The 19,299-nt window shown below is 72.5% G+C and carries 16 protein-coding genes; 8 read left to right on the forward strand and 8 right to left on the reverse strand.

The annotated features are described in order from the left end of the window. Positions 1–44: 44 nt before the first annotated feature. Positions 45–3,203: an isoleucine--tRNA ligase gene (gene ileS, locus ACFYXV_RS23045; RefSeq protein ID WP_389383877.1), complete on the reverse strand. Its 3,159-nt coding sequence runs from the start codon at positions 3,201–3,203 to the stop codon at positions 45–47. A gap of 606 nt (positions 3,204–3,809) precedes the next feature. Between ileS and ACFYXV_RS23050 the strand changes: the two genes are divergently transcribed. The 5 genes from ACFYXV_RS23050 (at position 3,810) to ACFYXV_RS23070 (ending at position 8,602) form a co-directional block, all read left to right on the forward strand. Continuing rightward, positions 3,810–4,781: a TraR/DksA family transcriptional regulator gene (locus ACFYXV_RS23050; protein ID WP_389383878.1), complete on the forward strand. Its 972-nt coding sequence runs from the start codon at positions 3,810–3,812 to the stop codon at positions 4,779–4,781. 93 nt (positions 4,782–4,874) lie between these two features. Then, on the forward strand, positions 4,875–5,435 hold the full coding sequence (gene lspA, locus ACFYXV_RS23055; RefSeq protein WP_385471896.1) for a signal peptidase II: 561 nt from the start codon (positions 4,875–4,877) through the stop codon (positions 5,433–5,435). Positions 5,436–5,498: 63 nt separating this feature from the next. Then, positions 5,499–6,440, forward strand: coding sequence for an RluA family pseudouridine synthase (locus ACFYXV_RS23060; protein ID WP_030863694.1), 942 nt, complete (start codon positions 5,499–5,501; stop codon positions 6,438–6,440). Then, complete coding sequence (locus ACFYXV_RS23065) at positions 6,437–6,907, forward strand: GNAT family N-acetyltransferase (protein ID WP_385471892.1); 471 nt, start codon at positions 6,437–6,439, stop codon at positions 6,905–6,907. The genes ACFYXV_RS23060 and ACFYXV_RS23065 overlap by 4 nt, the downstream gene beginning before the upstream one ends. Positions 6,908–7,009: 102 nt before the next feature. Continuing rightward, positions 7,010–8,602 carry a Na+/H+ antiporter gene (locus tag ACFYXV_RS23070; protein ID WP_385471889.1) on the forward strand — a complete coding sequence of 531 codons (1,593 nt, stop codon included), beginning with the start codon at positions 7,010–7,012 and terminating at the stop codon, positions 8,600–8,602. 11 nt (positions 8,603–8,613) lie between these two features. On the opposite strand, the gene ACFYXV_RS23075 is transcribed toward ACFYXV_RS23070, so the two are convergent. Together ACFYXV_RS23075 and ACFYXV_RS23080 are read right to left on the reverse strand one after the other, a co-directional pair. After that, positions 8,614–9,630 carry an SDR family NAD(P)-dependent oxidoreductase gene (locus ACFYXV_RS23075; protein ID WP_385471886.1) on the reverse strand — a complete coding sequence of 339 codons (1,017 nt, stop codon included), beginning with the start codon at positions 9,628–9,630 and terminating at the stop codon, positions 8,614–8,616. Further along, positions 9,627–10,811: a glycosyltransferase gene (locus ACFYXV_RS23080; RefSeq protein ID WP_389383879.1), complete on the reverse strand. Its 1,185-nt coding sequence runs from the start codon at positions 10,809–10,811 to the stop codon at positions 9,627–9,629. The genes ACFYXV_RS23075 and ACFYXV_RS23080 overlap by 4 nt, the downstream gene beginning before the upstream one ends. 73 nt (positions 10,812–10,884) lie before the next feature. Between ACFYXV_RS23080 and ACFYXV_RS23085 the strand changes: the two genes are divergently transcribed. After that, a complete protein-coding gene (locus ACFYXV_RS23085; RefSeq protein WP_389383880.1) occupies positions 10,885–11,586 on the forward strand; it encodes a response regulator transcription factor in 702 nt (233 codons plus the stop codon). Continuing rightward, positions 11,583–12,986, forward strand: coding sequence for a sensor histidine kinase (locus ACFYXV_RS23090; RefSeq protein ID WP_385471881.1), 1,404 nt, complete (start codon positions 11,583–11,585; stop codon positions 12,984–12,986). The genes ACFYXV_RS23085 and ACFYXV_RS23090 overlap by 4 nt, the downstream gene beginning before the upstream one ends. 33 nt (positions 12,987–13,019) lie before the next feature. Here ACFYXV_RS23090 and ACFYXV_RS23095 read toward each other — a convergent pair whose 3' ends face one another. After that, entirely contained in the window at positions 13,020–14,072 is a 1,053-nt protein-coding gene (locus tag ACFYXV_RS23095) for a mechanosensitive ion channel family protein (protein WP_383499922.1), read from the reverse strand. 57 nt (positions 14,073–14,129) lie between these two features. Here ACFYXV_RS23095 and ACFYXV_RS23100 point away from each other — a divergent pair, with 57 nt between their 5' ends. Continuing rightward, complete coding sequence (locus ACFYXV_RS23100) at positions 14,130–14,708, forward strand: dienelactone hydrolase family protein (protein WP_385471877.1); 579 nt, start codon at positions 14,130–14,132, stop codon at positions 14,706–14,708. A gap of 81 nt (positions 14,709–14,789) precedes the next feature. Here ACFYXV_RS23100 and ACFYXV_RS23105 read toward each other — a convergent pair whose 3' ends face one another. From ACFYXV_RS23105 to ACFYXV_RS23120, 4 genes are all read right to left on the reverse strand, one after another. Further along, a complete protein-coding gene (locus tag ACFYXV_RS23105; RefSeq protein WP_389383895.1) occupies positions 14,790–15,737 on the reverse strand; it encodes a zinc metalloprotease in 948 nt (315 codons plus the stop codon). A gap of 234 nt (positions 15,738–15,971) precedes the next feature. Continuing rightward, positions 15,972–17,636: an alkaline phosphatase D family protein gene (locus ACFYXV_RS23110; protein ID WP_389383881.1), complete on the reverse strand. Its 1,665-nt coding sequence runs from the start codon at positions 17,634–17,636 to the stop codon at positions 15,972–15,974. A gap of 114 nt (positions 17,637–17,750) precedes the next feature. Continuing rightward, positions 17,751–18,545 (reverse strand): thioredoxin domain-containing protein, encoded by a 795-nt coding sequence (locus ACFYXV_RS23115; protein ID WP_389383882.1) that lies wholly within the window; start codon positions 18,543–18,545, stop codon positions 17,751–17,753. A gap of 51 nt (positions 18,546–18,596) precedes the next feature. Continuing rightward, complete coding sequence (locus tag ACFYXV_RS23120) at positions 18,597–19,286, reverse strand: hypothetical protein (RefSeq protein ID WP_389383883.1); 690 nt, start codon at positions 19,284–19,286, stop codon at positions 18,597–18,599. Between the last annotated feature and the right edge of the window lie 13 nt (positions 19,287–19,299).

Consider the following 19,299-nt stretch of genomic DNA (forward strand, 5'->3'; position numbering starts at 1 on the left):
GGCGCCTCCCGGGACGGGGGCGCCGTTCGCTTCTTCCCGCTCGGTTACGCCTTGCGGAGGCGGAACGTCAGGCCGAGGGACTCGTCCGTGAACGGGTCGCCGTACGTGGTGTCGGCCTCGCCCGCGGCGTAGTCCGTCGACAGGACCTCGTCCGCGATCAGCGAAGCGTGGTCGGTCAGGGCCGTCACGACCTCCGGGTCCGAGGAGGACCAGCGCAGGGCGATGCGGTCCGCGACGTCCAGGCCGGAGTTCTTGCGGGCCTCCTGGATCAGGCGGATCGCGTCACGGGCCAGGCCCGCCAGCCGCAGCTCCGGAGTGATCTCCAGGTCCAGGGCCACCGTCGCGCCGGAGTCGGACGCCACCGACCAGCCCTCGCGCGGGGTCTCGGTGATGATGACCTCCTCGGGCGAGAGGGAGATCTCCTCGCCGTTCAGCGAGATCACCGCGGAGCCGGACCGCAGCGCCAGCGACAGCGCCGCCGCGTCGGCCGCCGCCACCGCCTTCGCCACGTCCTGCACGCCCTTGCCGAAGCGCTTGCCCAGTGCCCGGAAGTTCGCCTTCGCCGTCGTGTCGACCAGCGAGCCGCCGACCTCCGACAGGGAGGCCAGGGAGGAGACGTTCAGCTCCTCCGTGATCTGGGCCTGGAGCTCCGCCGACAGTGCGTCGAAGCCCGCCGCGCCGACCAGGGCCCGGGAGAGCGGCTGGCGGGTCTTGACGCCCGACTCGGCACGCGTCGCGCGCCCCAGCTCCACCAGACGCCGGACCAGCAGCATCTGCTGCGAGAGCGTCGGGTCGATCGCCGCCGTGTCCGCCTGCGGCCAGGAGGAGAGGTGCACCGACTCGGGCGCCTCCGGGGTGACCGGGACGACCATGTCCTGCCAGACCCGCTCCGTGATGAACGGGGTGAGGGGGGCGAGCAGGCGGGTGACCGTCTCCACCACGTCGTGCAGGGTGCGCAGCGCGGCCGCGTCGCCCTGCCAGAAGCGGCGGCGCGAGCGGCGCACGTACCAGTTGGACAGGTCGTCCACGAAGGCGGACAGCAGCTTGCCGGCGCGCTGGGTGTCGTACGACTCCATCGCCTCGGTGACCTCGACGACGAGGGCGTTCAGCTCCGAGAGCAGCCAGCGGTCCAGGACCGTGCGGTCCGCCGGGGCCGGGTCGGCCGCCGACGGGGCCCAGTTCGACGTACGGGCGTACAGCGCCTGGAAGGCGACCGTGTTCCAGTACGTGAGGAGGGTCTTGCGGACGACCTCCTGGATCGTGCCGTGGCCCACGCGCCGCGCCGCCCACGGGGAGCCGCCGGCCGCCATGAACCAGCGCACCGCGTCCGCGCCGTGCTGGTCCATGAGCGGGATGGGCTGGAGGATGTTGCCCAGGTGCTTGGACATCTTGCGGCCGTCCTCGGCGAGGATGTGGCCCAGGCAGACCACGTTCTCGTAAGAGGACTTGTCGAAGACGAGCGTGCCGACCGCCATCAGCGTGTAGAACCAGCCGCGGGTCTGGTCGATGGCCTCCGAGATGAACTGCGCCGGGTAGCGCTTCTCGAAGATCTCCTTGTTCTTGTACGGGTAGCCCCACTGCGCGAACGGCATCGAGCCCGAGTCGTACCAGGCGTCGATGACCTCGGGTACGCGCACGGCCTCCAGCGAGCAGCCCTCGTGGGTGCAGGTGAAGGTGACGTCGTCGATGTACGGGCGGTGCGGGTCCAGGGCCGAGAGGTCCGTGCCCGTCAGCTCGCCCAGCTCCGCGCGGGAACCGATGCACGTGAGGTGGTTCTCCTCGCAGCGCCAGATCGGCAGCGGGGTGCCCCAGTAGCGGTTGCGGGAGAGGGCCCAGTCGATGTTGTTGTTCAGCCAGTCGCCGAAGCGGCCCTGCTTGACCGAGTCGGGGAACCAGTTCGTCTTCTCGTTCTCCCGCAGCATCGCGTCCTTGACGGCGGTGGTGCGGATGTACCAGGACGGCTGCGCGTAGTAGAGCAGGGCCGTGTGGCAGCGCCAGCAGTGCGGGTAGCTGTGCTCGTAGGCGATGTGCTTGAAGAGCAGGCCGCGCGCGTCGAGGTCGGCGGTCAGCTTCTCGTCGGCCTTCTTGAAGAAGACGCCGCCGACCAGCGGGACGTCCTCCTCGAAGGTGCCGTCGGGGCGGACCGGGTTCACGACGGGCAGGCCGTACGCGCGGCAGACCGCGAGGTCGTCGGCGCCGAAGGCGGGGGACTGGTGGACCAGACCGGTGCCGTCCTCGGTCGTGACGTACTCGGCGTTCACGACGTAGTGGGCGGGCTCGGGGAACTCCACGAGCTCGAAGGGGCGCTGGTACGTCCAGCGCTCCATCTCCTTGCCCGTGAAGGTCTGACCGGTGGCCTCCCAGCCCTCGCCGAGGGACTTCTCCAGCAGCGGCTGGGCGACGACGAGCTTCTCCGAGCCCTCGGCGCCGGTGCGCGTGGCCACCACGTAGGTGACCTCGGGGTGGGCCGCGACCGCCGTGTTGGACACCAGGGTCCACGGGGTCGTCGTCCAGACCAGCAGCGCGGCCTCGCCGGCCAGCGGGCCGGAGGTCAGCGGGAAGCGGACGTAGACGGAGGGGTCGACGACCGTCTCGTAGCCCTGGGCCAGCTCGTGGTCCGAGAGGCCGGTGCCGCAGCGCGGGCACCAGGGGGCGACGCGGTGGTCCTGGGTGAGCAGACCCTTGTTGAAGATCTCCTTCAGCGACCACCACACGGACTCGACGTACTCGGGGTCCATGGTCCGGTAGGCGTCGTCCAGGTCGACCCAGTAGCCCATCCGGGTGGTGAGCTCGGCGAACGCGTCGGTGTGGCGGGTCACGGACTCGCGGCACTTGGCGTTGAACTCGGCGATGCCGTACGCCTCGATGTCCTGCTTGCCGTTGAAGCCGAGCTCCTTCTCGACGGCGAGCTCGACGGGCAGGCCGTGGCAGTCCCAGCCGGCCTTGCGGGCCACGTGGTAGCCGCGCATGGTGCGGAAGCGCGGGAAGACGTCCTTGAAGACGCGGGCCTCGATGTGGTGCGCGCCGGGCATGCCGTTGGCGGTGGGCGGGCCCTCGTAGAACACCCACTCGGGGCGGCCCTCGGACTGCTCCAGGGTCTTGGCGAAGGTCTTGCTCTCCCGCCAGAAGTCGAGGACCGCGTGCTCAAGGGCAGGCAGGTCGACCTGGGCGGGTACCGGGCGGTACTGCGGCGGTGTGGTCATGAGGCTGAACTCTTCCTCCGGCGGGGTGTCACTTCCGTCCGGAGGGACGAGAGCCGTCCTCGTTGCCGAGGCCGCGCTGCTCCCGCGGTACCACCCTCCTTGGCCGCCGGACACGTGATCCGGTGGCCCCCTCATTGGGGTGCGAAGCCGGTTCTACTGGCCCCACGGGGATCCGTGCGGGCTTTCTTCCGGCGGCTCAGGGGTGATCCTTCGCATCGCGCTCGCCCCCGGGCTCTCACCGTCCCCGGGTCGCTCATGGCTGCGTCCGAAGCTACTCGTCCCCGTCCATGCCTTTCGCTGGGCCCAGTGTACGGGGCGGGGGCGCGCTCGGCAGACCGGTTTACGGGGGGTCGGGGCGGGCCCGGTGCCGGTACCGGCGCGGTCCGCGGGGCGGGACCGGGCGGGGCGCGGGGTGACCCGAATGGGCCGACGGGCCGGTCCGGGATCCAGTGGGACGGGAGTGGCGGATTACCGGGCTCCCCGCTGGGCACAACGGATGCAGGTTGGCATCGATGGACGCGTGCCCCGTTGCCGCGAGGCCGGAGTCGATTTATCGTTCCGGCACGATTCGCGCGCAAGATCACAGTATGTGAAGGGGCCGCGGCCATGGTGGCGAAGAAGACCGCCGGGAGAACTGCCGAGAAGGCTGTCGGAAAGGCCGCCGGGAAGGCCGCGGCGGCCGAAGACGCGGCTCCGGCCCGGAAGAAGACGACGGCCGCCGGGAAGAAGACGGCCGTGAACTCCGTGACGAGGGCGCCGGCGAAAGCGGCAGCCGGGTCCCCGGCCGCAAAGGCCGCCGAGACGGCGGTGAAGCCGGCGGCCGAGAAGGTGCCGGCCAAGAAGGTGCCGGCCAAGAAGGTGCCCGCCAAGAAGGCGGACGCCGAGGAGGTGCCCGCCAAGAAGGCGGCGGCCGGGAAGACCGCCGCCGGGAAGACCTCGGCCAGGAAGACCTCGGCCGTGAAGACGACGGCCGCGGCGAAGGCGACCGGCGTCGGGAAGACGACCGCGAGGAAGGCCACGGCCAAGGCGGCCGCGGCCGAGGGGGCGGCGCAGGCCGCGCAACAGACGGGAGCCCGGAAAGTGGTTGCCAAGAAGAGCACCGGCACGGCCAGGAAGACGGCCGCGGCCGCCACCAGCGGGCTGCCGAAGGCGAGGGCCACCGCAGCAGCGGCCCTGGCGCCGGGTGAGCTGGCCGTACGGCCCGGCGAGGACCCCTGGACCCCGGCGGAGGTGGCCGAGGCCCGTGCCGAGCTCCAGAGCGAGGTGCTGCGCCTGCGCGACGAGCTCCAGGCCTCCGACGAAGCCATCTCGGGCCTGATGCGGGACTCGGGCGACGGCGCGGGCGACGACCAGGCCGACACGGGCACCAAGAACATCACCCGCGAGTCGGAACTGGCCCTGGCCGCGAACGCCCGCGAGATGCTCGAACAGACCGAGCGGGCCCTGGAACGGCTGGACGCGGGCACGTACGGACTCTGCGAGAACTGCGGCCGGCCCATCGGCAAGGCCAGGATGCAGGCCTTCCCGCGCGCGACGCTGTGCGTGGACTGCAAGCAGAAGCAGGAGCGGCGGCACTAGGGGGGTGTCGTCCGGGCTGCCGCCGCGGGCCGACCCTGACGTACTCTCGTGTCTCGTCAGGGTCAGCCTGTTCGAGCTAGTCGAGGGACTCACGTGGCAGAGGCGGAGAGCATCATCGGTACGCCGGAGGTCGGGGACGACACCCAGCCGGAGTCCGCCGCGCCCAGGGGGCGTCGGCGGATCGTCGCGCTGCTCGTCGTCGCGCTGCTCGCCTACCTGCTCGACTTCGGCAGCAAGATGCTGGTCGTCGCGAAGCTGGAGCACCAGCCGCCGATCCGGATCATCGGTGATCTGCTGAAGTTCGAGGCCATCCGCAACCCGGGCGCCGCGTTCGGTTTCGGCGAGGCCTTCACCATCATCTTCACCTGCATCGCGGCCACCGTGATCATCGTGATCGTGCGGCTGGCCCGGAAGCTCTACAGCCTTCCGTGGGCGATCGCGCTGGGCCTGCTGCTGGGCGGCGCGCTGGGCAACCTCACCGACCGGATCTTCCGTTCGCCGGGGGTCTTCCGGGGGGCCGTGGTCGACTTCATCGCACCCGCCCACTTCGCCGTCTTCAACCTCGCGGACTCGGCGATCGTGTGCGGCGGCATCCTGATCGTGCTGCTGTCGTTCAGGGGCCTGGACCCGGACGGCACCGTCCACAAGGACTGATCGCGGGCTGATCGCGGGCTCACCGCGGGACGGGTGCGCCGTCGAGTCCTGCATACTCGACAGGTGAGTACGATTCCCGAGATCCGCACCCTGCCCGTTCCCGATGGCCTCGAAGGCGAGCGCGTGGACGCCGCCATCGCCCGTATGTTCGGTTTTTCCCGGACGAAGGCGGCCGAGCTCGCCGCCGCGGGGAAGGTGTCGGTCGACGGCAGCGTCGTCGGGAAGTCCGAGCGCGTGCACGGCGGCGCCTGGCTCGAAGTCGAGATGCCCGCGCCGCCGCGGCCGGTCGAGCTCGTCGCCGAGCCGGTCCCCGGCATGGAGATCGTCCATGACGACGACGACATCGTCGTGATCATGAAGCCGGTGGGCGTGGCCGCCCACCCGAGCCCCGGCTGGACCGGCACCACCGTCATCGGCGGCCTCGCCGCCGCCGGCTACCGGATCTCCACCTCCGGCGCGTCCGAGCGCCAGGGCATCGTCCACCGCCTCGACGTCGGCACGTCCGGCCTGATGGCCGTCGCCAAGTCGGAGCGCGCGTACACCTCCCTGAAGAACCAGTTCCGCGAGCGGGTCGTCGACAAGCGCTACCACGCGCTCGTCCAGGGCCACCCGGACCCGATGAGCGGCACGATCGACGCGCCGATCGGCCGTCACCCCAGCGCGGACTACAAGTGGGCCGTGACCCAGGAGGGCAAGCCCTCCGTCACCCACTACGACCTGATCGAGGCCTTCCGCGCGGCCTCGCTGCTCGACATCAAGCTGGAGACCGGGCGTACGCACCAGATCCGCGTGCACATGTCCGCGCACCGGCACCCGTGCGTCGGCGACCTCACGTACGGCGCCGACCCGACGGTGGCGAAGCGGCTGGGCCTGACCCGGCAGTGGCTGCACGCGGTGCGGCTCGGCTTCGAACACCCGGCGGACGGCCGGTGGGTGGAGTTCGAGAGCACGTACCCGGCGGACCTCCAGCACGCGCTGGACGTGATCCGGGCGGAGAGCGAGTGACCCCGCCGGCCGAGGTCAGGGTCGCCGTCTCGGAGGAGGACCTGAAGGCCTGCTTTGCCGTGCGGACCGAGGTGTTCGTGGTCGAGCAGTCCGTGCCGGAGTCGATCGAGTACGACGCGTACGACGCCGTCGCGGTGCACGTGCTGGCCGTGGCGCCGGACGGGGAGCCCCTGGGCACCGGCCGGCTGCTGCACGGGCCGGCCGCCCTCGGCAAGACCGGCGGCGACCCGGCGGTCGGCTCGCTCGGACGGCTGGCCGTGCGCAAGGCCGCGCGCGGTCTGGGCGTCGGCGTGGCACTGGTGCGGGCGATCGAGGCCGAGGCGGTCCGGCTCGGCCTGTCGGCGGTCGACCTCGGCGCGCAGACGCACGCCCTCGGCTTCTACGAGGCGCTGGGGTACGAGGCCTACGGCCCGGAGTTCGAGGACGCGGGCATCCCGCACCGGGCGATGCGCCGCAGCCTGCCGTAACGGCCCGGCCGGCAGCTCCCGGCGGGTTACCGCCCCGCCAGGCGGGCGAGGCTTCGCCGGGGCGCGGGTCCCCGCGGCGGGCGGGTACGGCAGGGTGGGGGAGTGGATCAGCTCGCTCTGCTCTTCGTACTGTTGCTCGGGGCCGTGGTCAGCGTGCCGCTCGGGGACCGGCTCAGGCTGCCCGCGCCCGTCCTGATGACCATCGGCGGGGTCGCGCTCGCGCTGGTCCCGGCCGTGCCGAACGTCGACATCCCGCCCGAGTACATCCTGCCGCTCGTCCTGCCCCCGCTGCTCTACGCCTCCGCGCAGCGCACCTCCTGGCGGCAGTTCGCCGCCAACGTCCGGCCGATCCTCCTGCTCGCCGTGGCCCTCGTGTTCGTCACGACCGCCGCGGTCGCCGCCGCCGCGAACGCCGTCGTCCCCGGTCTGCCGCTCGCCGCCGCGGTCGCGCTCGGCGCGCTCGTGGCCCCGCCCGACCCCGTCGCCGCGACCGCCGTCGCCGGCGCGCTCGGGCTGCCGCGCCGCATGGTGTCGATCCTGGAGGGCGAGGGCCTGTTCAACGACGTCACCGCGATCGTGCTCTACCACGTGGCCATCTCCGCCGCGGTCAGCGGCAGCTTCTCCTGGCCGGACGCGCTGGGGGAGTTCGTGCTCTCCGCCGTGGTCGCCGTCGCCGTCGGCTTCGGACTGGGCTGGGCCGCCAGCGCGCTCATGGGGCGGCTCGGCGATGCCACGCTCCAGATCGGGCTGACGCTCCTCGTGCCGTTCGTGTCGTACGTGGTGGCCGAAGAGCTCCACGGGTCGGGGGTGCTGGCCGTGCTGACGACGGCCCTGTTCCTCGCGGAGTACGCCTCCGACGCGGACGACGTGCTCGGGCGGCTCGCCGGGCACACGTTCTGGGAGGTCGTGGACATGCTGGTCACGGGCGTGGCGTTCGGGCTGATCGGGCTGGAGCTGCACAACGTGTTCGGCGTCGCGGCCGGCCGCGAGTGGGAGATGGCGGGCTGGGCGGCCACCGTGACCGCGGTCGTCGTCGTCGTACGGCTGCTGTGGCTGCTGCCGGCCGGCTGGCTGGCCAAGCGGCTGCACAAGCGGCGCGACTACGACGAGGAGATCCCGCTGAGCTGGCGGGAGAGCATGGTGATGTGGTGGGCCGGGATGCGCGGGGTGGCCTCCGTGGCACTGGCGCTGGCCATTCCGCTGAAGGTTGACGGCGGGGCGCCGTTCCCCGCGCGGGACCAGATCATCTTCATCGCCTTCGCCGTGATCATGGTGACGCTGGTGTGCCAGGGGCTGACGCTGCCCTGGCTGGTGCGGGTGCTGGGCGTGGAGGCCGACGAGGACGCCGAGCGGGAGACCGAGCGGAAGCTGGCGGTCCGCGCGGCGAAGGCGGCCAAGCGGCGGCTGAAGGAGATCGAGGAGGCGGAGGACCTGCCGGAGGACCTGTTGGAGGTGCTGTACCGGCGGGCCTACGACGTGGGGGCCAGGATCAGCCCCGAGATGGTGGACGAGGAGCGGCGGGAGGCGTACGCGAAGCGCGTGGAGCGGATCCGGGACGTGCAGCGGATCCAGCGGGAGATGATGTCGGCCGCGCGCCACGAGGTGCTGGCCGCGCGCAGCGAGCCGGGCGCGGACCCGGAGATCGTGGACCGGGTCCTGCGCCACCTGGACGTCCGCAGCCTGCGCAGCAGCTGACGCCCGCTCGGTCAGACCTGGTAGCGGGACGGGGCGAAGAGGCCGAGGTTCGCGGCGATCCACTCGGAGGTGCGGGTCAGCCCCTCCGTGAGGTGGACCTGCGGCTTCCAGCCCGCCCACTCCCGGGCGCGGGAATTGTCCGACAGCAGGCGCTGGACCTCGCTGCCCGCCGGGCGCAGGCGGGATCCGTCCACCACCACCTCCGCGTCCCGGCCCGAGGCCGCGATCAGCGCCCGCGCCAGGTCACCGATCGAGATCTCCTCGCCCGTACCGAGGTTGACCACCTCGCCCAGTGCCCGGTCGCATTCCGCCACCGCCAGGAAGCCCTCGGCCGTGTCCGTCACGTACGTGAAGTCGCGCGTCGGGGTCAGCGAGCCCAGCCGGACCTCCCGCGCGCCCGCGTGCAGCTGCGCCAGGATCGTCGGGATCACGGCCCGCGCCGACTGGCGGGGCCCGTACGTGTTGAACGGCCGGACCACCGTCACCGGCAGCTCGAAGGCGTGGTGGAACGACAGCGCCATCATGTCGGCGCCGATCTTCGACGCCGAGTACGGGGACTGCGGCTGGAGCGGATGGGATTCCGCTATCGGGGCCGTCAGCGCCGTTCCGTAGACCTCGCTGGTGGAGGTGTGCACCAGGCGGCGCACCCCGTGCCGGCGGCAGGCCTCCGCCATGTTCTCCGTACCGGTCACGTTCGTCTGGACGTACGCGCCCGGCGAGGCGTAGCTGTACGGGATTCCGATCAGCGCCGCCAGGTGGAACACGGTGTCGCAGCCCTCGACCGCGTCGCTGACCCGGCCCGCGTCGCGGATGTCGCCCGCCCACATCTCCACCGGCCCGTCGGGGTCGGCGAGGTACCGCGCCAGGTGGCCCTTCTCCGCGTACGGCTTGTAGTGGACGAAGGCGCGGACCCGGGCGCCCCGCTCCACCAGCAGGTCGACCAGGGTGGAACCGATGAACCCCTCGGCTCCGGTGACGAGGACCGTGCGGCCGGTCCAGGGGTTCACGGTGTTCGTGCGGGTGTTCATGCGTGCTCCATGGTGGGAAGGGGGAGGCCGGCCACGCGGAGGACCTCCGCCGCCAGCAGTTCGGCGGCCCGGGCGTGCGGGCCGGGGTCGGCGGCGCCGGCCATGGCGGCCAGCCGGGCCGGATCGGCCAGCAGCGGGCCGAGCAGCACCGCCAGCCGGTCGGCGGTGGTAGCGGCGTCCGGCAGCAGCAGGCCCGCGCCCGCGTCGACCAGGACCCGGGCGTTGTGGGTCTGGTGGTCGCCGGGGGCGTGCGGGTACGGGACGAGCAGGGCCGGGACCCCGGTCGCCGCCAGCTCGGCCACCGTGGCGGAGCCGGCCCGGCACACCACCAGGTCGGCGGCCGCGTACACGAGGTCCATCCGGTCCAGGTAGGGCACGGCCCGGGCGATCCGCTGACCGCCGCAGGCGGCGAGATCGGCGGCGGTGTCCGGCAGCGCCTTCGGACCCGTCTTGATCAGCAACTGGACGTCGTCGCGCCCCTGCCAGAGCCCGGCCAGCCCGACGGCGGCCGCGGTGAGCCGGGCGGCGCCCAGGCTGCCGCCGTTGAAGACGACCAGGCGGCGTCCGCCGGGGACGTGCAGGGCCCGCCGGGCCTCGGCGCGCAGCGCCGCCCGCTCCGGGCGGGAGCGCTCCGCCAGCCGCGCGAGGGCCGCCGAGATCGGCATTCCGGTGGTCAGCGCGTGGGCCCCGCCCGCCAGATGGGCCCGGCTGCGGTCGAAGGCCACCGCGATGTGCGGGGTGAGCCGGGCCGCGAACTGGTTGGCGCGGCCCGGCACCGCGTTGGACTCGTGGATGACGGCCGGCAGCCCGGCCATCCGGGCGCCCAGCACGGCCGGCGCGCTCGGGTAGCCGCCCATGCCGACGACGGCGTGCGCGCCCTGGGCCCGGATCACCGAGCGCGCCTGCCCGGCCGAGCGCAGCAGCGCGGCCGGGAGCAGGTAGCGCTTCGCGCCGAGCGAGGGGTCGAAGGGGATCATGTCGACGGTGTGCAGGCGGTACCCGGCGCCCGGGATCAGCTCGGTTTCCAGGCCCCGCTCGGTCCCGATGAACGAGACCACGGCATCCGGAACGGCCGCGCGCAGGGCCTCGGCGAGGGCGAGCCCGGGGTAGATGTGGCCTCCGGTGCCGCCCGCGCCGATCACCACGGACAGGGGCCGGAGGGAGGTGCGTCGTGTGGTCATGGCCGCAGCCTCCCGGTGCGCCCTAAGAACGTTCTAAGAGGTTCTCTCAGAACTGTTTGGCAGGCTTTGCCCCATGAACACGGGCACGGGTGGCGCGCAGCGGATCCTGGTCGTGGACGACGAGCCCGAGGTGCGGGCCGCCGTCCAGGACGGGCTGGCCGTCGAGGGGTACGAGGTACGGGGGGCCGGCGACGGGCTGGCCGCGCTGTCGGAGGTGGCGCTCTGGCAGCCCGACGCGGTGGTGCTCGACGTGATGATGCCCGTACTGGACGGGCTCGGGGTCTGCCGGCAGCTGCGCGCGCTGGGCGACCGTACGCCCGTACTCGTCCTGACCGCGCTGGACTCGGTCAGCGAGCGGGTCGACGGCCTGGAGGCGGGCGCCGACGACTACCTCGTCAAGCCGTTCGCGCTGGACGAGCTGGTGGCCCGGGTCCGGGCCCTGCTGCGGCGGGCCGCGCCCGAGCCGGCCGGTGCGGTCCCGCTCGCCTTCGCCGATCTCGTACTCGATCCGGGGACGCGGACCGGAAGGCGCGGCGGGCGGCCGCTGGAGTTCAGCCGGACCGAGGCGGCGCTGCTGGAGCTGCTGCTGCGCCACCCCGGACAGGTGCTGCCGCGGGAGCTGATCCTGGAGCTGGTGTGGGGGCGGGACTTCGGCCCGGACTCCAACTCCCTCGCCGTGTACGTCGGCTACCTGCGGCGGAAGCTGGAGGCGGGCGGCGAGCCGCGGCTGGTGCACACCGTCCACGGGGTCGGCTACCGGCTGGGCCCCGCGTGAGCGCCGCCGCGAGGGGGCGGCGCCGGCTCGGCGCCGCCTGGCGCAGGCGCCGGCCGCTGCGGACCCGCCTGGCGCTGGCGGTCACCTCGGCGGTGGCGCTGGTCGCGGTCGGGGTGTGCACGGCGGCCTTCTTCGTCGTACGCGGCGCCCTGTACGAGCAGCTGAACCTGAGCCTGACCCAGTCCGCGCGGCTCGCGGCGCAGCGCAATCCCGACTCCGGGCCGGACACCCTGGCCGGGGAGTGCCGCTTCCTGGCGGCGCCCGCCTGCGCGGAGGTGGTGCCGGCCGATCCGGCGGACGATCCGGCCAAGCCCTACCTGCTGCCGGTGGACTCCGCCACGCGGGCGGTGGCCGCCGGGCGGCACGCGCCGTTCTACACGGACATCGTGCACGCCGGGCACCCGACGCGGATGCTGACCACCGACTACGCGAAGGGGCGGGCGCTCCAGGTCGCGCTGCGGGCCGACGCCGTGGAGAAGGGGATCGAGGAGGCGGCCGGGTGGCTGGCCCTGATCGGCGCGGCCGGGGTGCTGGTCGCCGCCGGGCTGGGGTACTGGGTGTCGCGGACCGGCCTGGCCCCGGTGACCCGGCTGACGGCCACCGCCGAGCGGATCGCGGCGACGCGCGATCCCCGGCACCGGATCGAACTGCCGCCGCCGGGACCGCCGGGCTCGCCCGCCCGGGAGGACGAGATCACGCGGCTGGCCGGGAGCTTCAACACCATGCTGGCCGAGCTGGAGCAGTCGGTGACGGCGCAGCGGCGCCTGGTCGCGGACGCCTCGCACGAGCTGCGGACCCCGCTGACGGCGCTGCGGACCAACGCGGAGCTGCTGGCGCGGGGGGAGCGGCTGACGCCCGGGCAGCGCGAGCGGGCCTCGCTCGCGCTGGGCCGGCAGCTGCGGGAGGTGACGGGGCTGGTGAACGACCTGATCGAGCTGGCCCGGGACGAGGAGCCGCAGCCGCTGGTGGAACAGGTACGGCTGGCTCCGCTGGTGGAGCACTGCGCGGAGGCGGCCCGGGCGCACCGGCCGTCGGTCCCGGTGCACGTCCGCGTGGACGAGGTGGTGGTGGCGGGGGTGCCGGCGAGGCTGACGCGACTGGTGTCGAACCTGCTGGACAACGCGGCGAAGTTCAGCCCGGCGGGGGCCCCGGTGGAGGTGGAGCTGGTGGCGCGGGCCGGGGGCGGGGCGGAGCTGACGGTACGGGACCACGGTCCGGGCATCGCGGCGGAGGACCTGCCGTACGTCTTCGACCGCTTCTACCGGGCGGGCGCGGCGCGGGCCCTGCCGGGCTCGGGGCTGGGCCTGGCGATGGCCCGCCAGATCGCCCGGGCGCACGCGGCGGAGCTGGTGGCGGAGGCCGCCCCGGGCGGGGGCGCCCTGTTCCGGCTGACGTTCTGACCCGGGCCCCGGCCGTCCTGACGGAGCGGGCCGTCAGGACGCGCCCGGGCGGGGGTCCGCCGGGGAGGTGGCGATGCGGGGGAGGGCGTACGGGTGGTGGGCCAGGAGCCAGCTGATCAGGCGTTCGCGGACCTGGCAGCGGACCGTCCAGATGTCCGTGCCGTCCTTCGCCGTGACCACCGCCCGGACCTGGATCGTGTGCGGGGTCGTGTCCGTGACGGCGAGGGTGCCGGTGCGGCCGTCCCACTCGGGGATGTCCTTCAGGATCTCCTGGAGCCGCGCCCGCATGAGGTCCAGCGGTGCGCTGTGGTCCAGGTGCCAGAAGACCGTTCCGGTCATCTGGGCGCCGCCGCGCGACCAGTTTTCGTACGGCTTCCCTGTGAAATACGACACAGGCATCGTGATCCGGCGCTCGTCCCAGGTGCGGACCACCAGGAAGGTCAGGGTGATCTCCTCGACCGTCCCCCACTCCTTGTCCACGACCACCGTGTCCCCGATCCGTACCGTGTCGCCGAAGGCGATCTGCAGTCCGGCGAACAGGTTGCCCAGCGAGGACTGGGCGGCGATGCCCGCCACGATGCCGAGCACGCCCGCCGAGGCCAGCACCGAGGCGCCGACCGCCCGCATCGGCGGGAAGGTGAGCAGCATCGCCGCCACCGCGACCACCACGACCACCGCCGTGACCACCCGGTGGATCAGCGTCACCTGGGTGCGCACCCGCCGCACGCGCGCGTCGTCCGGGTTCTGCGCGGCGTAGCGGGCGTACGAGGAGTCCACGACCGCCGTCGCGATCCGCACCAGCAGCCACGCCGCCGAGCCGATGAGCACGAGGGTCAGCGCGCGGCCGACGGCGAAGACGTACTCCGGCGCGATCCCCATCCGACGGTGGGCCCCGTACAGCAGCGTCGTGCACAGGACGAGTTGGAAGGGCGGGCGGCAGTGGCGCAGCCGCGCCCACAGCGAGGTCTCGCCGTGCCGGGCGTCGGTCCGGCGCAGCAGCAGGTCCAGCAGCCATCCGGCGAGCAGGGTGACGACCAGGGCCCCGCCGACGACGGCGACCGGGCGCAGAACGGTGTCCGTGTCCATGCACGTCAACGTAACCGGAACGCGCGCTCCGACCCCTCGCATTCGACGAATGGCACGATGGGGTGCATGAACATCGTGCTTTTCCATTCGACGTACGGGCTGAGGCCCGCGGTGCACGCGGCGGCCGACCGGCTGCGCGCGGCCGGTCACCAGGTCCAGGTGCCGGATCTCTTCGAGGGGCGCACCTTCGAGACCGTCGAGGAGGGCATGGCGCACCGGGACGAGATCGGCCGCGACGAGCTGCTGAAGCGTGCGGTGCTGGCCTCGGCCCCCCACTCCGATCAGGGTCTGGTCTACGCGGGCTTCTCCTTCGGCGGGTCCGTCGCCCAGCACCTGGCCCTCGCCGACGAGAAGGCGCGCGGGCTGCTGCTCCTGCACGGGACGGCGGACCTGGACGAGGACACCGCCGTCGACGAACTGCCGGTGCAGCTGCACATCGCGGATCCCGACCCGTTCGAGACGCACGACTGGCTGACGGCCTGGTACCTGCGGATGCGGCGGGCGGGCGCGGACGTGGAGGTGCACCGCTACCCGGGCGCCGGACACCTGTTCACGGACCCGGGCCTCGACGACTACGACGCCGAGGCCGCGGAGCAGACCTGGAAGGCCGTCATCGGCTTCCTCGACAGCCTGTAACCGGCGGCCGAGCGCCGACGGCGAAAGGGCAGGGCACGAACCGCGTGCCCTGCCCCTTCGCCGTTCCGTGTCACGTGGTGACTAGGCGCGGTACGCGCTCCACATGCTCTTCATGCGGGACACCTGACCCGCGGTGAACTGGTACATGCACGAGTCGTACGTGTAGTCCATGAAGTTGTGGATCGGGTCGGCGCCCGCGGCGGTGCAGGTGTCACGGCCGGTCGGGCACTCGAAGGCCGCGCTCTTCTCGGCGGGGGTGTCGGAGACCGAGTCGCCGCTGCCCGAGCAGCCGCCCTGGAAGGTGTGGTAGAGGCCCATCCAGTGGCCGACCTCGTGGGTGCCGGTGTCGCCCTCGTTGTAGTTGGCGGCGGAGCCGCCCGGCAGCGAGGTGTTGAGCAGGACCACGCCGTCCATCTTCGGCTGCGAGGCGTACGAGCTCGGGAAGGTCGCCCAGCCGAGCAGGCCGCCGCCGAGGTTGGCGGTGTAGACGTTCAGCGCGTTCTTGCCGCCCTTGCGCAGGGCGTTCTTCATGTTCTTCTCGGCCGTGGTGCCGTCGGACACGTTGTACCAGGACGAGTTGTCCGTGTAGTCGGTGCCGGCCAGGGTGAACTGGAAGCCGGAGTCGACGTTGCCGGTGCCCTTGCCGCTGTACGCGGCGTTGAGGACCGCGATCTGGTTGTTGATGTCCGCGGCGGTCAGCTTGCCGGCGGAGCCGGACGTGATGACGTGGAAGTACACCGGGATGCTGGTCGCGGCGGCGGACTCGCCGGCGCGCATCAGGCGCTGCGGGCCGAGCTCGGCGTTCTTCTTGGCCAGGTCGGCGTCCATGGCCTTGACCTGGGCGTCCGTCACCTCGTTGGGGTCGGCCGCGTGCTGGTCCTTCGGGCGGGCGACGCGGGCGTTGGCGGGGGCGGAGGCGGTGCCGGCGTCGGCACAGGCCTCGGCGCCGGTCTTGGGCGCCGCGGCCACGGTCGTGGGGGCCGTGAGCGGGGCGAACGCCAGGGTTCCGGCCAGAACGGCCGTTCCCATGAGGCGGCGGCGGAGCATGGGGGATATGCGGGCGGAAGCGCGCACGTTGACTCCTCGCGGAAGCGTGGTGGGGGGTGAGGGATTTCCTCACGCTGGCGCGAAGCTTATGTGTCCATGTCATGCACTGAGCAAGCCCTTTACGTAAAAGATTTGTTGCTTCTGATGCCGAAGGGGCGCCCGGTCTGCACCAGGCACCCCTTCTGACAAGAGATTTGACGGACCGTCAATAAAGACTCAGCCCACCGGCTGGTACGACCGCTCCACCTTCTGCGTGCCGTTCGCCGTGCGGTACGAACGGGTCCACGCGGTGGTGGCGGCCGGATTCCGCTTGTCGGACACCGCGTAGTAGTCCATCTGCGAACGCTCGGCCGTCACGTCCAGCACCCCGTAGCCGTGGGCGTCCATGTCCAGCCACTTCACGTGCCAGTTGGCGGCCTTGATCGCGGCCTCCGCTACGAGCGAGGCGGTGTCCGCCGGCACGTGCAGGAGGTCGTCGATGTTGTCGGAGGTCACCGACGTCACCACGAACTCGGTGGCCGCCGTACCCGAGCCCGGGTACGTCGCCATGTTCATCGGGACCTCGTTGGCCCACGCCATGTGGATGTCGCCGGTGAGGAAGACCGTGTTCTTGATCTTCTGGTCCTTCAGGTGGTTCAGCAGCTCCTTGCGGTCGTCCGTGTAGCCGTCCCACTGGTCCACGTTGATCGCGAGGCCGCCCTCGGGCAGGCCCAGCAGCTTCGCCAGCGGCGCCAGCAGGTGCGCGGGCAGCGAGCCGAAGGCCACCGGCGAGATCATCACCGAGGTCCCGACCAGCTTCCAGGTCGCGTTCGAGCTCGCGAGGCCCGACTTGAGCCAGTCGAGCTGGGCCCGGCCGGTGATGGTGCGCTCGGGGTCGTCCACCGCGCCGCTGCCGACCTTGGCCTGCTGGGAGCGGAAGGTGCGCAGGTCCAGCAGGTGCAGGTCGGCGAGGTTGCCGAAGCGCAGTCGCCGGTAGACGGTGCCGGCCGTGGAGGTGCGGACCGGCATCCACTCGAAGTACGCCTGCTTGGCGGCGGCCGCGCGGGCCGCCCAGTCGCCCTCGGCGCCCGGGGTGTGGTTCTCCGCGCCGCCCGACCAGGCGTCGTTGGCGAACTCGTGGTCGTCCCATATCGCCACGATCGCGTGAGCGGCGTGCAGCGCCTGGAGGTCGGCGTCCGTCTTGTACTTGCCGTGCCGGGTCCGGTAGTCGGCGAGGGTGAGGATCTCGTGCTTCGGCTCGTGCGCGCGCACGACGTACTTCGCCTCGGGGTAGGCCCCGTTCGCGTACTCGTAGATGTAGTCGCCGAGGTGCAGGATCGCGTGCAGGTCGGTGCGGGCGGCCAGGTGGCGGTAGGCCGAGAACCAGCCGGCCTCCCAGTTGGCGCAGGAGACCACGCCGAAGCGGACCCCGGGGGTGCTCGCGTCGTGGGCCGGCGCGGTCAGCGTGCGCCCGACCGGGGAGACGGCCGCGCCCGCGGTGAACCGGTAGAAGTACGGGGTCTGCGGCCGCAGTCCGCGGACGTCCGCCTTGACCGTGTGGTCGGTGGCGGCGGCCGCGGTGACGGAGCCGCTCGCCACGATGCGGGAGAAGGCCTTGTCCTCGGCGACCTCCCAGGCCACCTGGGTGGCCGGGCCGGCGCCGGAGCCGGGCACGGCCTCGGGGGTCGGGGTGAGACGGGTCCACAGCAGGATCCCGTCGGGCAGCGGGTCGCCCGAGGCGACGCCGTGCAGGAAGGCGGGCCCGTTCGAGGCCGCCGACGCGGGGGAGATGCCCAGAGCGGCCGTCGCGAAGGGCGCGAGGGCGGCGGTGGCCGCAGCGGCCTTGACGACCGTACGGCGACGCGGGGTTGCCGCAGTGGGGGAGGGGAGATGACTGGTCACGGACCGGCATGCTACTGACGGGTACGCCCATTCGAACACCCCTCGGAAAGCAACGGGCGGGCGAACTCTTCGAGTTCGCCCGCCCGTTCTATCCGGTCTGCCCGTTTACGCAGGTCAGCCCGCGATGGCCTTGTCGACCTCGGCCGTGAACTCCTCCGGGGTCATCTTGACCTCGATCTTCTTGTCGCCCATCTTCAGCGACGGGGTGCCCGTCATGCCGCTCTTGTCGAAGACCTTCGACATCTCGATGGCCCAGCGGTTGTACGTGCCGTCCTCGACGGCCTTCTTGAACTCGGCGTTGCCCTTGAGCGCCGGCACCTGGTCCGCGATCTTCAGCAGGTAGTCGTCCTTGCCGAACTTGTCGTCGCGCTCCTCCGGGTGGTTCTCCTTGGAGTACAGGGCGGTCTTGTACTCCAGGAAGGCCTCGGGGCTGACGTTCAGGGCCGCGCCCAGCGCGCTCAGCGCGTTCTTCGCGCCGGTGCCGCCGAGACCCTTGTCGAGGAAGGTGGCGCCGATGTACTGGATCTTGTACTTGCCGGCGTCGACGTCCTTCTTGATCTGCGGGCCCACGGACTGCTCGAACTGGGAGCAGACCGGGCAGCGCGAGTCCTCGTAGAGCTCCAGGGTCTTCTTGGCGTCGGCCTTGCCTATGACGACCGTGGTGCCGTTGTCGCCCGAGGTGTTCTTCGGCGCGACGAGCGTGGCGTCGGCGGCCTTGTCCCACTCGCTCGGCTGGTTGGCCTGCACGACCGCGTAGCCGACGCCGCCGGCCAGCGCGAGGACGGCGACGACGGCGCCGGCCACCACGACCTGGCGGCGCGCCTTGTCCTTCTTCGCCTGCTTCTCGCGCTCGGCGCGCAGCCGCTCGCGGGCCGCCGCCTTGTTGGCCTGGCTGTTGCGTGAACTCATGGTGATCTCCGTGGGATGTGGCTCAAGGGAAAGGGGACTGCGTACGCGGGGTCAGGCGCAGACGAGCGCGCCGCGTACGGGAGGTCCCCGGCGTCCCACGGAATGGGCGGGGAAGCGGGTACGGGCCCCCGCGCCCGGCAGGGCCGGACGCGGCATCCGCCGCACCGGTCCGGAGGCGGCGACCACCGATGCGGCCGCCAGCAGCAGCGGCCGGAACGCGAAGGCGGCCACCGCGCGCAGCAGCTGGCCCAGCGCCCGCTCCCCGTACCGCAGCCAGGCCGCGGCGAGCAGCCCGACCGAGACGTGGGCGCCGAGCAGCAGCCACGGGGTCCAGGGCCCGGGCGCGCCCAGCAGGGCCACCGGGTCGGGGACGGCCCCGGGCACCTCGGCCAGGGGGCCGCCCAGCGGCGGGCCGCCGCACAGCTCGTCGAAGCCCAGGGCTCGCAGCGGCCCGGCGACGGGCCCGCCGGCCGGGCCGTAGCAGACGTGCTGCCCGGTGGTGAAGACCGTGTCGGCCGCCAGCTCCAGAGGAACGAGCAGTCCGGCGATGGGACCGAAGCCCCGCTCGCGGCCGGCCAGCGCGTACGTGACCAGGAACACGCCGGCGAAAGCCCCGGCCACGAGGGCGGGGGGCAGCGGGACGCGGGACATCAGGACGTGCGAGCCGGCCGAGAGCAGCACGACGAGTGCGCTGAACAGCGCGGCTCGCAGCCCTCTCAGTCCCGCCCTTGATATGTCCATCGCCGCGAGTCTG

It is taken from the genome of Streptomyces sp. NPDC002181 (genome assembly GCF_042890485.1).
Classification (GTDB): domain Bacteria; phylum Actinomycetota; class Actinomycetes; order Streptomycetales; family Streptomycetaceae; genus Streptomyces.

Coding starts and splice junctions, on each gene's coding strand:
- ileS (WP_389383877.1), bottom strand. CDS start 3,203: ATGACCACACCGCCGCAGTACCGCCCGGTACCCGCCCAGGTCGACCTG.
- ACFYXV_RS23050 (WP_389383878.1), top strand. CDS start 3,810: ATGGTGGCGAAGAAGACCGCCGGGAGAACTGCCGAGAAGGCTGTCGGA.
- ACFYXV_RS23075 (WP_385471886.1), bottom strand. CDS start 9,630: ATGAACACCCGCACGAACACCGTGAACCCCTGGACCGGCCGCACGGTC.
- ACFYXV_RS23080 (WP_389383879.1), bottom strand. CDS start 10,811: ATGACCACACGACGCACCTCCCTCCGGCCCCTGTCCGTGGTGATCGGC.
- ACFYXV_RS23085 (WP_389383880.1), top strand. CDS start 10,885: ATGAACACGGGCACGGGTGGCGCGCAGCGGATCCTGGTCGTGGACGAC.
- ACFYXV_RS23095 (WP_383499922.1), bottom strand. CDS start 14,072: ATGGACACGGACACCGTTCTGCGCCCGGTCGCCGTCGTCGGCGGGGCC.
- ACFYXV_RS23100 (WP_385471877.1), top strand. CDS start 14,130: ATGGGGTGCATGAACATCGTGCTTTTCCATTCGACGTACGGGCTGAGG.
- ACFYXV_RS23105 (WP_389383895.1), bottom strand. CDS start 15,737: ATGGGAACGGCCGTTCTGGCCGGAACCCTGGCGTTCGCCCCGCTCACG.
- ACFYXV_RS23115 (WP_389383882.1), bottom strand. CDS start 18,545: ATGAGTTCACGCAACAGCCAGGCCAACAAGGCGGCGGCCCGCGAGCGG.
- ACFYXV_RS23120 (WP_389383883.1), bottom strand. CDS start 19,286: ATGGACATATCAAGGGCGGGACTGAGAGGGCTGCGAGCCGCGCTGTTC.